Annotated in this window: 10 protein-coding genes; 5 read left to right on the top strand and 5 right to left on the bottom strand. The window is 59.3% G+C overall.

Going from position 1 to position 13,598, the window contains the following annotated elements; all coding sequences use genetic code 11:
• Positions 1 to 29 precede the first annotated feature (29 nt).
• The 3 genes from CPH17_RS06205 to CPH17_RS06195 are packed head-to-tail and all read right to left on the bottom strand — an operon-like array spanning position 30 to position 3,867.
• Positions 30 to 1,172 (bottom strand): mandelate racemase/muconate lactonizing enzyme family protein, encoded by a 1,143-nt coding sequence (locus CPH17_RS06205; protein WP_074396969.1) that lies wholly within the window; start codon positions 1,170 to 1,172, stop codon positions 30 to 32.
• Positions 1,169 to 2,368 carry an iron-containing alcohol dehydrogenase gene (locus tag CPH17_RS06200; RefSeq protein ID WP_074396968.1) on the bottom strand — a complete coding sequence of 400 codons (1,200 nt, stop codon included), beginning with the start codon at positions 2,366 to 2,368 and terminating at the stop codon, positions 1,169 to 1,171. Before CPH17_RS06200 ends, CPH17_RS06205 begins: the two co-directional genes overlap by 4 nt.
• 5 nt (positions 2,369 to 2,373) lie before the next feature.
• Positions 2,374 to 3,867: an aldehyde dehydrogenase gene (locus CPH17_RS06195; protein ID WP_074396967.1), complete on the bottom strand. Its 1,494-nt coding sequence runs from the start codon at positions 3,865 to 3,867 to the stop codon at positions 2,374 to 2,376.
• Positions 3,868 to 4,050: 183 nt separating this feature from the next.
• Here CPH17_RS06195 and CPH17_RS06190 point away from each other — a divergent pair, with 183 nt between their 5' ends.
• Positions 4,051 to 4,956: a LysR substrate-binding domain-containing protein gene (locus CPH17_RS06190; RefSeq protein ID WP_074396966.1), complete on the top strand. Its 906-nt coding sequence runs from the start codon at positions 4,051 to 4,053 to the stop codon at positions 4,954 to 4,956.
• A 28-nt stretch (positions 4,957 to 4,984) separates the two neighbouring features.
• Here the strand turns inward: CPH17_RS06190 and CPH17_RS06185 are convergent, their stop codons facing one another.
• Positions 4,985 to 5,872, bottom strand: a complete 888-nt coding sequence (locus tag CPH17_RS06185; protein ID WP_074396965.1) for a LysR substrate-binding domain-containing protein — start codon at positions 5,870 to 5,872, stop codon at positions 4,985 to 4,987.
• Positions 5,873 to 5,973: 101 nt separating this feature from the next.
• Here CPH17_RS06185 and CPH17_RS06180 point away from each other — a divergent pair, with 101 nt between their 5' ends.
• The 3 genes from CPH17_RS06180 to CPH17_RS06170 all read left to right on the top strand — a co-directional run bounded on the left by CPH17_RS06180 (position 5,974) and on the right by CPH17_RS06170 (position 9,145).
• Positions 5,974 to 6,864 (top strand): HalD/BesD family halogenase, encoded by an 891-nt coding sequence (locus tag CPH17_RS06180; RefSeq protein ID WP_074396964.1) that lies wholly within the window; start codon positions 5,974 to 5,976, stop codon positions 6,862 to 6,864.
• Between the two features lie 37 nt (positions 6,865 to 6,901).
• Positions 6,902 to 8,155 carry a M24 family metallopeptidase gene (locus tag CPH17_RS06175; RefSeq protein ID WP_074396963.1) on the top strand — a complete coding sequence of 418 codons (1,254 nt, stop codon included), beginning with the start codon at positions 6,902 to 6,904 and terminating at the stop codon, positions 8,153 to 8,155.
• Between the two features lie 120 nt (positions 8,156 to 8,275).
• The gene (locus CPH17_RS06170; RefSeq protein WP_096298619.1) at positions 8,276 to 9,145 is read left to right on the top strand and encodes a glycine betaine ABC transporter substrate-binding protein; all 870 of its coding nucleotides are present in this window, start codon (positions 8,276 to 8,278) and stop codon (positions 9,143 to 9,145) included.
• 242 nt (positions 9,146 to 9,387) lie between these two features.
• Here CPH17_RS06170 and CPH17_RS06165 read toward each other — a convergent pair whose 3' ends face one another.
• Positions 9,388 to 10,437: a four-carbon acid sugar kinase family protein gene (locus CPH17_RS06165; RefSeq protein WP_074396961.1), complete on the bottom strand. Its 1,050-nt coding sequence runs from the start codon at positions 10,435 to 10,437 to the stop codon at positions 9,388 to 9,390.
• Between the two features lie 505 nt (positions 10,438 to 10,942).
• Between CPH17_RS06165 and CPH17_RS06160 the strand changes: the two genes are divergently transcribed.
• On the top strand, positions 10,943 to 13,405 hold the full coding sequence (locus CPH17_RS06160) for a YbeU/YbeR family protein (protein WP_096298617.1): 2,463 nt from the start codon (positions 10,943 to 10,945) through the stop codon (positions 13,403 to 13,405).
• Positions 13,406 to 13,598 lie beyond the last annotated feature (193 nt).

The raw sequence follows: 13,598 nt of genomic DNA, 5'->3' as shown, positions 1-13,598 counted from the left end.
TTGCCGCAAAAAAGCATTTATGACAGCCGCTATTGCCAAGTTGCCTGGTTGGCGCGGGTGGCCGCGAGACGTGCTTCATCCAGTGTAATGCCGAGGCCAGGTTCGTCAGAGAGTGTCAGCCAGCCTTTGGCATCAGGCTTGATCGCGGTGGTCAGCGGGAAGTCGCGCACTTCGGGTGTCCATTCCGGCGGGTCGAAAGGGTACTCCAGATAAGGACAGCCAGCCGGGCCAACCGCTCCGGCGGTGAGATGCAGGTTGGCGGCAAGACCGATGCCATTGCCCCAGGTATGCGGCGTGAACCATTTGCCCGCCGTGGTGACTTCTTTCGCCAGCCGCGATAAGCCAAGCAGGCCGATTGAGCACACGGCGTCCGGCTGGTAGACGTCAAGGCACTGCTGCCGCAGCATTTCGCGGAATTCGTAGGGTTCGCGGGTCATCTCGCCTCCGGCGATTTTCAGCCGCTCGCCGGTCAGGTCGTTGAGGGCATTCATGCCGGGGTAGTCGCCGCGATAGAGCGGCTCTTCCATCCACAGCACATCATGGTGAATCAACTCCTCAGCCACTTCGCTGGCCTTGGCCAGGTCCCAGGGGGCCTGGGTATCCCACGGCATCCGCCAGCCCTGGTTGCAGTCGACCATCAGGTCGAGATCTTTGCCGACGGCACGACGTACGGCGGCGAGCACCGCGAGGTCATCTTCAAGACGCTGACGGCCAAAGCGTAGTTTCAGGGCGGGGATACCTGCGTCGCGAACCTGTTCGGCGAGGGCAACGACCTGCTCGGTAGGGCGATGGGTGCCGCTGGAGGCGTATGCCTTCAGGCGTGACGAAGTGCCGCCCAACAATTGCCATAACGGTTGGGCTTTGATCTTGCCGATCAAGTCCCATAGAGCGACTTCCAGTGGCCAGCAGCGCCCGGCATGAAAGCCGATGTTGTCGATAACGGCGCTGTGGCGTTCGATGGCTAAGGGGTCCTGCCCAATAAATAGCGACCGGAAGTCGTCGAAGCCATACATGGCATCGCCCGAGCCGATCCCCTCACGGCCTTCGCTGTCGATCACGCGAACGATGGCGGCCGGAAACTTGCGCCGGGGTTGGCTATCCCAGGCCGCCGGGAAGGGTGGGTCGAGCTCGCACTGGTGCTGACTGATCTCGATGCGCTCGATCACGTTCATGCGCTGATCTCCCGGTTCTGGGTGGCAAGCTCGGCGACGCGGCGCGTGAACACGGCCACCGTGGCGTCGGCGAGCCATTGCCAATCATCGCCCGTTGGACGGCGAGCCGCGTTGCGGGCCATGGGCGCGTTCTCGTCTTTTTGCATGGTCAAAGCTAGCGCCTCAGCGTCCAGGGTCAGCGTGGTGAAGGGGGAAAGGGCCTGGTTGAAGTGGGTCTGATCAGCAAGCTCTCGGAACAGCCTGGGCAATTCTTGGGCTTCGGAACCTGCCTTCAGGGCATGGGCCGCTGGCGCGAAGCGTGCTTCATTACCTGTCACGGACCAGGCCAGCGATGCCTCTAGGGCGAGTGTTACGGCGATACCGTGGGGAAGGTGGTAACAGCTACCCAGGGCATGGCCAATGTTATGGGCGATGCCGGTACCGCCATTATCGATAGCCTGGCCCGCCAGGCAAGCGGCTTCCTGCATGCGTTGGCGGGCCACCAGGTCATCCGGGGCGGCCACTGCATTGGGCAGGGCCGCGCCTACCAGCCGGATGGCCTGCAGCGCTGTAGCTTCTATGAACGTGTGTTGCCCCTGGCCGGTCGTGGCCTCCAGGGCGTGGACAAAGGCATCCAGGCCGGTGGTAGCCGTGAGCGTAGCGGGCAGGCCAAGCGTTAATGCCGGGTCGAGCAGGACGGCGTCGGGCAGCAGCTCGTCGCCCCAGGCCCAAAGCTTGCGTCCCTCTGGGTCGGTGAGGATTGAGGTTCGCGTGACTTCGGAGCCGGTACCCGAGGTAGTTGGCACCATCACGGCGGGTACGCGCCCTGCCCAAGGGGTCTTGGCCAGCAGGTAATCCGCCATGTCGCCCGGGCTTTCTGCCAGGGCAGCGACCAGCTTGGCGATGTCCAGCGCGGTGCCGCCACCCAGCCCAATCACCAGGGGGCGGCCGGGCAGGGCACGAACTACGGTCGCGGCCGCATCGGCGGTAGCGACGCTGGGTTCGCCCGCCGGTGCCAGGAAGGTATCTACCTCGGCATCAGCCGTTAGGTCGTCGACCAGGGCATCGACCAGGCCGGTCGCGGCAAGGCCCTGGTCACTGATGAGCATATAACGGCTGGTCCCCAGGCGGCGGCGAAGCTCGGGTAGCTGCCCAAGAGTGCCAGGTCCTGCGATGATCGGTGTCTGACGTCCGGTATGAAAATGGTTCAGGGGCATAGGGCTCAAATCTCGATCCAGGTGGTTTTGAGTTCGGTGTACTTGTCAAAAGCATGGAGCGATTTGTCGCGACCCTGGCCGGATTGCTTGTAGCCACCAAACGGCGCATTGATCGATGTGTGGTCGTAACAGTTGACCCAAACGGTGCCCGCGCGAAGGGCGCGGGCGGCGCGGTGGCCGTCGCGTAGCCGGTCTGTCCAGATCGCCGCTCCGAGGCCGTAGTCGGTGTCATTGGCGATGGCCAATGCCTCATCCAGGTCGTCCACGGTGATTACGACGAGTACCGGGCCGAAGATCTCTTCGCGGGCCACCCGCATATCGTTGGTGACATCGTCGAGTACGGCCGGGGTCAGGTAGTACCCGCCGCTTTCGCTGCGCACTTGCTCACCGCCGAATAGCAGGCGAGCCCCTTCGCGCTGGCCATGTTCGAGATAGCCCTGAACCTTTTCCATGTGTGACTGCTCGATCATTGCCCCCATCTGCACGGCGGGGTCGAGCGGGTCACCGGGCTGAAGTGCCTCGGCCCAACCGCGGAGCTTGGCAAGCAGCGCTTGCTTGACGGTTCGATCGACAATAAGGCGGGTACCCGCGTGGCAGGTCTCGCCCTGGTTGTACCAGACGCCATAGGCGACCGACATGGCGATGGTGTCCAGGTCTTCTACATCACGCGTGACGATATGCGGGCTCTTGCCGCCGCACTCCAGGCCGATACGCTTCATATTGGAGTGCGCGGAATACTCAAGGAAAGCCTTGCCGACCTCGGTGGAGCCGGTAAAGCCCACGGCATCGACGCCCGCATGCAGGCCCAATGCCTTGCCCGCTATGTGACCAAGCCCCGTGACCACCTGGAAAGCCCCGGCGGGGATGCCTGCTTCCATAGCAAGCCCTGCCACCTTGAGGGTTGCCAGGCTGGACTGCTCAGCGGGCTTGAGGATCACCGAGTTGCCAGCGCCCAGTGCCGGACCGATCTTCCAACTGGCGATAATCAGCGGGTAGTTCCAGGGCACCACGGCGGCGACGACGCCCACCGGTTCGCGCTCCACCAGGCAGACGCTGGTCGCGCCGTTAGGCGCCGTTTCACCGTAGAGCTTGTCGAGGGACTCGGCATACCAGCGCAGCCCTCCGACCAGGCCGGGCACATCCACGGTGGTGGTCTGGCCAATCGGCTTGCCGGTTTCCAGGGTCTCAAGTAGCGCAATGTCGTCAAGCTGTGCCTCGATGGCATCCGCCCAGGCGAGCATGCGCGATTTGCGCTCGGTCGGGGGCAGGTCGCGCCACTCGCCACTCTCGAAGCTGCGGCGCGCACTGGCGACGGCGCGGTCGACATCGGCGCTGTCGCAAGCGGCCACCTCGGTGAGCACCTGACCGGTGGCAGGATTCTCTGCGGAAAAGGTGGCGCCGCTGCGAGCCGGGACAAATTGTCCGTCGATATAGGCCAGTTGCGGTAGCGGGAGCGTGCTTGCGCGAGCCTGCCAGTCGGTGTGGGAACGGTCCGTCATCAGATAACCTCGGCGGTGAGTTGGCATGTTTTGGTGATAGTAGGTGCTCAGCTGTGGCCCCACAAACGAGGAAAGTGAACCCCGGGTATTCCAATAACTCATGCAAGACTGGTATTGGAGAGGTGTTTGCTGACATTATCTGGTGAGTTACTGCGAAAAAATCACCCAATGAGGTTTCGGCGCATGTCACGCACCTTACCCCCACTCAATGCTCTCAAGGCCTTCGAGGCCGCCGCCGAGTGTGCGAGTTTTACCCTGGCGGCACAGCGGCTCTGCGTGACCCAGAGCGCGGTCAGTCGTCAAGTCAAGTTGCTGGAGGAGCAGTTGGGGGTGTCGCTTTTCCAACGCGGTTCGGGCCACCTTCGATTGACGGACGCGGGAAGGCGGTTGCAGCCAGTGCTGCGCCAGTCCTTTGACCGCATCGCCTGGACCGTAAGAGGGCTGCAAGAGCCGGATGCTGTCTCCCACCTGCGCCTGAATGCACCTCCTACTTTTGCCAATCGGTGGTTAATCCCAAGACTGGGGCGCTTGAAATCATTGCACCCGGATCTGGAGCTGTCCCTGACAACGCGTGCCGATGATGACCTTGTGGGAGACGAAAACCTGGATGCGGCGATTCGTTTTGGCACCGGTGAGTGGTCGGATGCCGAGGTGGTGCACTTGATGCAGGAAAGTCATATCGCCGTCTGCGCACCCAAGCTCAGGGGGTCTATGCGGCGTGATGCGCTCGACCTCAATCACCAGGTGCTGCTCCATGTCCTGTGGGGGGAGGATCGCTTTCATACCTGGGATCACTGGCTTTCAGCGGCCGGTATCGAAGGTGTGAAGACCAGCGGGGGGATCGCGTTTGATCTGCTGGAATCGGCGATTCATGCTGCCGTTAACGCCGTCGGGTTGACCATCGCTGACCGACACATGGTCGAGCGCGAGTTGGATAGAGGGGAGCTTGTATCTTGGCTCGATGTCGAGGTCACCGGGCATCGTTCCTATTGGTTGGCCACCCGGCCGCATCAAGTGGAGTCGGCGAGCCTCAAGTTGTTCCGCCAATGGCTGGCGCAGGAGATCGACGATCCCCCCACGGGGTTATAGTCGTCTCGAGACGCCGCCGTGGAGGCTGTTATGAGAGAAGCTGTTCACGCAGCAAGTCGACGAGCGTATCCCCCGCAGGATGCTGGAAACTTGGCGATTGTCGAACCGTCAACTCGGCAGGCGGCAACGCTGGAAACCCGTCCGCTTCATCGAGGATGCGCCAATTCTCAGGCATGGCGCGTCGATCAATGACCGTGACGGCCTTGCCCAGGTTGACGGCAACGCGCAGCCCGGTAGGGCTTTGGGTGGTATATTCCAGCGACCACTGCCTGCCCAGGCGCGCAAGGGCTTCCAGGGCGCGCTCTCGATAAGGGCAGTGGTCGGGGAAGAGCGCCAGTGCGAGTGGCGCATTGGGGGCGACACGATAATCCTGATGCGCTGCCCACACCACTTCCTCGTGGCCCATTGATACCCCGTGCCGTTGGCTCTTGTGTTGAATGGTCAGCACGAGATCCAGTTCTCCCGCTTCCAGCGACTCGATGAGCTCACTCGACATACGACAATGAATATGCGGCCGAATGCGAGGGTGGCGTTCGGCAAAGCGGCCCAATAGTGCCGGTAGCCAGGCTTCGGCATAATTTTCGGGTAGGCCGAAACGAATCACGCCGTCGTGGTCGCCGTGACCAAGCACGCTTAACGCTTCACGTTGCAATTGCAACAGGCGACGGGCGTAGACCAGGAATGTTTCCCCATCTTGGGTGAGTGTCAGTTGGCGGCTTGTACGCTGCAATAGACGCGTGCCGAGCCGTTCTTCCAGGGTGCGTATGCGCAGACTAATCGTCGACTGGGTCTTGTGCAGCTGATTAGCGGCGGCAGTGAACCCATTGTTGTCCACCACGGCCACGAAGGCGCTCAACAGCTCATTGTCGAGTGACGGCGTGCGGGATGAGCTATCGGTAAAGTCGATGGAATCCATCACAAGGAATTGTTTCCTCAATAGCGCTTGTTTATCCACTATGCCTTCAGATAAGCCCGGGTGCCAAGCCCGGTTCCCGTTTGCTTCTGGAGGGCAATGCAATGCTGAACGCTGATCAGTTGGCGGATGCCGAGCGCCTGGATCTGTCTGCTTTCGTCGATACCCAACGTTATCCACTCGATGACCCCGATAGCCCGTCGCTTATTGAGGTCATTGAGTCGGCCCGGCGTGATCTTGACCGTGAGGGCTGTGCGGTACTGCGAGGTTTCCTGCATCCGGCCGTTCTTGAACAGGCGCGGGCGGAGAGCGCGCGCATGGCCGAGAAAAGCTTCTTCAACACGCGCCAGGTCAACGCCTATTTTACGGCTGATGACCCCTCGCTGCCGGATGATGATCCCCGCCGGATATTCATGACGCGTACCAGCGGTTTCGTTACACGGGACATGATCACGGCCGACAGCCTGATTCATCGGCTCTATGTCTCCAAGGCCATGAAGTCGCTGGTGGCCCGCTGTCTGGGCGAAGAGCAAATTTATGAGTACGCCGACCCTTTCGCTGGCCTCGTGCTCAACGTATTGCCCGATGGTACTCAGCAGCCGTGGCACTACGACACCAACGAATTCATCGTCACCATGATGACGCAGCAGCCCGAAGCGGGCGGCGTTTTCGAGTATTGCCCGGGTATTCGTACGCCCCAGTACGAAAACTATACCGGTGTCAGCGCGGTGATTCGTGAGGATGACTCAACACCTATAAAGCGCCTGGATCTGCGTCCGGGGGACTTACAACTTTTCAAAGGGCGCTTCAGTCTGCACCGCGTCTCAGAGGTGCAAGGTGATACGCCACGGTTGACGGCCATTTTCGCCTATTCGCAGCAACCCGGCGTGGTCGGCAAGCTGGAGCGCACGCGCCAGCTGTACGGGCGTGTCGCCGAACAGCATATCCAGGCGGAAGTCCGCGATGCCGAGCGTACTGACGGGCTGATCGACTAAGTACGCATCCCTATATTTTTAATGAAGAGGAGAGACCATGAAGATGGATCTCGATACCCTCGGCATTCTTCCGCCGACCCATGCGCCCAGCGATTGCGAGCCGACGCACGCCGAGATCGAACAGGTATTACTTGATCGTCTTGGCCGGGTTAGGCGTGAACTCGTCAAACGTGACCTGGCCGCGGTGGTGCTCTTTGATCCGGCACATGTCCGTTATGCCACCGGGTCGCGCAACATGCAGGTCTACAGTTCCCGCAACCCGGCGCGCTATGCGTTCGTCCCTGCCGAGGGGCCGGTGGTGTTGTTCGAGTTTTCCGGCTGCGAGCACCTGGCCAAGCACCTGCCCACGGTGGATGAGATTCGTTCGGCGAAAGCGATTTCTTATTACTTCAATGAGAAAAACACCGAGGCGGTGACCCGCGCCTGGGCGGACGAGATTATCGACCTTGTTCGGCAATGCGGGGGCGGTAAGCGTATCGGTATCGAAAGCGCCACGCCGGAAGCGGCCTTCATGTTGAAGGCGAGTGGCTTCGAGGTGTTGGATGCCCAGGCACCGCTGGAGTTGGCGCGTGCCATCAAGGTACCCAATGAGATCAAGATGGTCCGTTCGTCGCTGCGCGCGGTAGAAGACGGGGTGCGCAAGCTTGAAACGGCCATTCAGCCGGGCATGAGCGAAAACGCCGTGTGGTCGAGGCTGCATCAGCACATCATCGAAACCGATGCTGACTTTGTCGAGACGCGATTGATGAACTCGGGACCGCGCACCAATCCATGGTTCCAGGAGTGCTCAGACCGAATCATCCAGGAGGGCGAGCTGGTGGCGCTCGATACCGACGTGGTAGGACGCTACGGCTATTATGCTGATTTCTCACGTACTTTCCTGTGTGGCGATGGCCAGGCAAGCCGGGCCCAGAAAGACCTCTACGCCATGGCGTATGAACAGATAAGTACCAATATGCAAAACATCAGCCCCGGCATCAGTTTCAAGGAGTACGCCGAGCGTGCCTGGCAACTGCCCGAAGCCTACAAGGCGCGCCGTTACTTCGCCCTGGCCCATGGCGTTGGCATGAATGGCGAGTATCCCTACATCGTTCATCGTGAAGATATCGACGACAAGGGCTACGACGGCATTATTGAGCCGGGAATGACGCTGTGCGTGGAGAGCTTTATCGGCCACGAGAAGGGGGGTGAAGGCGTCAAGCTTGAAGAACAGCTCTACGTCCGCGACGACGGAAAAGTGGAGCTGCTGTCCGATTATCCCTTCGATTCAAGACTGCTGGGATATACCTAGGGAAACGGCATCGCATTCTTTTTTCTCATGATGGCTATGCGGTAATGTCGATCGTCATTCGATAATAACCTGCTACGATTGAATTTTTAGAATGTCTAAAACAAAAGAGAGGAGCTTGATATGAATAAAATGTCATCATCGGCTTTATTGGTAGGATTGTTCGCAGCGACAACTGTCGTTCAAGCGGACAATGACAAGTCATTGGTGATCGGGACCAACAACTGGGCCGAGAACATTGCCGTCGCCAATATGTGGAAGATCATTCTTGAAGAAGAGCACGGTTACGACATTGAGCTCTCCGACGTCAGCAAGAGCGCACTTTATAGTGGTCTGGCCAACGATGACTTCGACCTCTCACTGGAAATCTGGTTACCTAACACGGATGCCTCTTTCCTTGAACCCCACGAGGATGAGATCGACGTGCACGATGTTTGGTACGAAGGCACTAAACTGGGCCTGGTCGTGCCGGACTACGTGGAAATCGACACTATCCAGGAACTTGGTGAGAACGCCGAGGATTATGAATATCAAGGTAGCCCAACGATTCTTGGCATTGATTCAGGTTCGGCGATTGCAGGCTCTACCGACGAAGTAATAGAAGCGTACGAATTGTCACTTGATCAAACTAACAGCTCTGAACCCGCCATGATGGCCGCACTGAGTGACGCTTATGAGCGAGAAGAGCCGATCGTTGTGACGCTATGGAGTCCGCACTGGGCCTTTGCCGAGTACGACCTCAAATATCTAGAAGACGCTGAAGGCGTTTACGGCGAAAGTGATGATATTCACTGGATGTCGCGCAAAGATTTCGGTGATGATGATCCCTGGCTTACGTCCGTGCTCAACGACTGGCACATGGACGACGATACGCTGGGTGGCCTGATGGCCGAAATCGAGCAAACCGGTGACCCTGTGGAAGGTGCCAAGACTTGGATCGATGAGAATCGTGACTTGATTGATGAATGGTTAGCTGCTGGCGATGCGGAATAGCTCTGCATTATTTAAGTGACTACCACCAATAACACTACTGCCTCGTGCAAGTGCTAACGCATGGGGCAGTTGTGTTTTTAATCGAAAGCACATCTCTAACCCGGACTAGATTGCCAAATGAAACTGACAATCTGCGTACTCATGATGTCGGCGATGGTTGGTTGCATCTGGTCGTAGACCATCTCGCCTAAACTGCGGCGTCCCGATGTGGGTTCTCGTTGATCAGTCATGCAGCTTTTTCGCTAAATTGTGCAGATCATTTCGGCGACTCTTACAAGTGTATCATCCGCGCCAAAGCCGCCCGATTTCGTGATAAACACAATATCCCCAGTACGGCAGACCGGAAGTCCGGGAAGAATTTCACCGAGTATTTCCATTTCCAGGATGCCGTTGCAATGCAACACAGCCTCAGCCGTCGCCCCTCCGGTGAGAAGCCAGGTCACGTCGTTCTCGCCGGTAAGTCTTTTTAGGGATGAGGCAAGATGGGTGGCAACCGTTGATGCTGGCATTGTTGTGGGGCCGGGGACTGCCTGCAGCACCGTCAACGGTGCTGTTGGCAGCGGCTCTATGTCTAGGCAGCCATTCGGGGCCGGTACATATGCGGCATCGCGTCTGGCTGCTAGTAGCGCGTCAATCTGAGCCAACGTAATTGTATCTCTTGAACCTGCGGTTATACACAGCGCTGGCGGGTACGACAAGGACGAGTCTTGCGGGATGGGGTGGTCGGCCATGTGCATTGCCAAACGCTCCGCCAGAGCGCGTGCGCCGAGAAATAGGGAGTCGGTGGCGTAGGCGCCGATCCACTGGTCCATGTCTTTGTCATGCAACGTATCGGGTATACATGCATTGCTGGCATGGTGGCCGAGGGCGTCGGCTACCGAGATCGGCGAGTCCACGCCAAAGCCGCTGACGCAGCCGTTGAGGACGATCCGATCAAATTGCGGGATCGCTGGCATGGCGACGATCCTGCGGTAGGGAATTTCGTCAAGCTCGGCGGCGATCGGCCCTTTGAGCCGGGAGTCGACCTTCTTGAAGATGTGCGTGCCGGCAGGCAATGCCCTCATCGCTTGAGCGACTCGCTTTCTCGCTTCATTTGGGGAGGCATCGCGCGTTTGTGTCGAGATGGCCAGAATTTCAGGGCATCGCTCGGCTACTACACGTTGGATGGCCTCTGGTGAGGTCACGGCATGGGTGCGAAAGCCATAGCGTGCAAACGCCGCGCTGGAGTCGAGCGCGCCGGTCAGGTCATCGGCAATGATTGCCAGTCTCGGAGCTTCTGTCTTGGACGCCATTGCGGCTCTCTTAGTTCTCTGAATGATTGTTTTAAGTCATCTTGAGGCCTGGCGATGCCCTCGACCATCCATCAAGCGCCGGTATGATTTTATCACCTCAGAAACTGTTAATGTTATTGCTGATCGCTCAACGAGCTGTGTTCCTTCGAGACTCACTTCATGCACTCAGCTCCTGTAGGGCCCCATCTACAGGACAGGGTCAATGCCCATCAGGAGCCAGGCGGGTTACCCTTCTGGCCAGAGAGAATGGTAGCTAATCATTCCCTCTTGAGAGACACAAGGAGCCAGACTTTGTCGGGCGATAACATTCGGTGGCTTGATGATTGCTGATCGCGCAACAAGTTGCGCTCCTACGAAAACCTTCTCTAGCCTGCCTTTATGGCACCTTCCTATAAATTGAGCGCTTATCAAACCTGTACGCTATCGGCGTTTGGGGTGGTTTCCGTTACACTAAGCGGCTTTAAGCTTGCCTGTGGGCAGCGGGTGTTTTTTGTCGAGGTGACTCTTGGGTGACGCGTTACATGCTTGGTGGGCACAGCAGTTGGTGCTTTGCGATTGGCATTTTACGCCGCATCCTTTGTCGGTGGATGCGGGGGCAGCGGAGCAGCGTTTGTTGGGTCAGGGGATCACCCACCGGGGTGAGCTGGCCGAGCAATGGCTGGAGGCGCTGCATGCCCCCGCGGGCGAGGCCGACCAGCTGCTGGCGGCGCTTGAGTGGGCGGCGTTGGCGGGAGCGGCGGGCTGGATAAGCCCCGCGCAAGCCAGCGATTGGGCCTGCTGCGTGATGCAGCGTATCAACCGCGATTACCGCGACCTGCGTGGCTGGTTGGGCGATGTGCGCCGTTCGCTGGGTGTCCGTGGCTGGGCCACCGGGGCCGATGACCGTTTTATTGACGCCTGCCAAGTGCTCTCGGATTCAGAAGCCGAGGGGGCGGGGGTTACCTGGGAGATGTTTGAAGCGGTGCTGCGCCAATATGGCCAAGTGACACTATGGCCGACCGCCCCCGAGGCTCAGCCTTGGCGGCTGTGTGCGCTGTTCCGTCCGGTGCTGCATTACCCGGCAAGCACGGCGGATTGGCCGGACGCAGCCAGTTGGCTCAACACCGCCTGGGAAATTAACGATCGCGACGAGTTGCTTACCGGGCTGCTTTGGCTGGGGGCGCAGGGCGAACGCCAGCGTTGGGACGTTGAAGCCCGCGACTTACTCGCCATGGATGCCGCCCAACGTCAGGAATGGCAGCGTAATGCCCGGGCCGAGTCTCGTCATGCAGGCGTGCTATGCCGTTTTGTCAATGAAGGCGAGCCGTTGGAATGGGCCGCGTGGGATTGGATGCGGCTTGTCGAGCTGGCCTGGGCCGGGGCGTGCAGCGGCTGGCTGAGCCAGATAGAGGCGGATGCCTTTGCTGCCCATGCGGCCGAGCTACTTCAGCGCCGTTACCACGACTGGCGAGCGGTGGTCACCGCTTACCGCCGGGGCCACAGTTTGTTTGACGGCATGGACCGCCGTGACATGACGCCGCCCAAGCGTGAAACCATGCTGCTAAACGGGATGTTTAGTCCTTGGCAGGTTGCGGTGGACCACCTGCTGAGCGCCGAGACGCAAGCGGCCTCGCGGGCCCTGCTTAGCCAATGGCGCGATACGCCGCACCACTGGCTGCTGGCGCTGGCGGGCGTTCGCGAGCCAGACGCCATGCTGCGCCTCGCCAATCCCAGCATACCGATTAGCGAAGCCCAGCGCGCCGAGGCTGGCGAATACCTGGATGGCACCTTAGGCATGCATGCCGATGAGGGCGCGTCAGCCATGGCCCGCTATTGGCTGCCTGCCCAGGCGCATCACTTAAACCAGCTTGCTGCGGATGCCGCCCACGGCGTGATGCCGCCTTCTGCCACGCTGTTTGGCCAGCCGGATTTTCCGATTAATACCCAACGCCAGGCGTTAAAGAGCGTCAGCCGTCATGCGGCCACCATCCATATGGCGGAAAAATTCGCCTTTTACCTGCACATGGCACTTAACAGCGAATTGCTCGAGCCCGAACCGTTACTCGACTATGCGCGCTCGCTACGCAATTGTTTATGCCGCTTTTACCCTAATGCCAAACGCTTGTTAGAAGCTTGGCTGGCTTGGGAACACTGCCTGCCGGAGAGCGAACACGCCTCGCTGTGCAATGAAATTGCCTGGCATTTGGAAGATCCCGGCAGCCTGTTTCACTGGTTAGAGTGGCGGGTCGAGGCGTGGAGCGAACCCAGTGAGCGGCCAACGCTTAGCCAATTTACCGCCATGTCGTTGGTGGGGCCGCTGAATAGCGCCGTTTGGAGTGAGCCGCAGCGGGAAAGCGCGCGTGAATGTGCCGAGATTCGTGAGTGGGTGGAAAGCCATTACCACCTTGCCAGTGCCGATGACATGCAGACGTTTTTAACCTCCATGCTAGAGGCGGGCGACCGTCAGGAATACCAAATCAACTACGCCCCCTACACGCTCAATACCCAGCGGTTGGACGCCGAGATTGCCATTTTGGAGTCCGGCGATTGCGGCGAAGAGGATCGCCACCACCTGCTGCGGCTGCGCCGCGTGCGCGATAATGAAGACGGCTGCAACGAGGTGGATATGGCGGCCTGGGATATCGCCCAACTGGTTGATCTGGCCATTGCCGGGCGTCAGCTTGGCTGGCTTTCATCCGCTGCCTTTGCCGATGTACTTTCGCGTGCCTATCAACTGGCCGCGGATCACTATGCCGGCTGGCAGGATTACGCCGCTGGCATGTACGCTGGTTTTTCGTTTTTTATGGGCGAAACCCCCGAGCGAGAGAGCTTTTTAGCCAGTTTTCGGCAGGCGTTGGTGGCCTGGCTGTGTGCGGCCCCGATACTCGCCGGACCATGGGCGAGCCTGGATTTTCCCGGTAAAAAGCCACGGCATTTTGCACCGCTGCATATCGATACATTGCCCGGCGACCAGCGCACGTTACATTGAAACTCGCCATAAGTGGTGCGTTTCGCTTATAGTCGTCAGTTGATCAAAAAGAACCCACTCATGAATAGAGCTGGGAGGTTGATGTTTTTACTCAATTATTGACGAGGGATCGCGCATGGTTGCGTTGCCACACTCGGTTGTGACCGCTGTCCGTGTTTTACGAGATAGGTTATCTCAAAGTCATAAAGTTTGT

It is taken from the genome of Halomonas sp. hl-4, from assembly GCF_900215475.1.
GTDB lineage: Bacteria > Pseudomonadota > Gammaproteobacteria > Pseudomonadales > Halomonadaceae > Vreelandella.
This window is presented reverse-complemented; position numbering and strand designations above follow the sequence as displayed.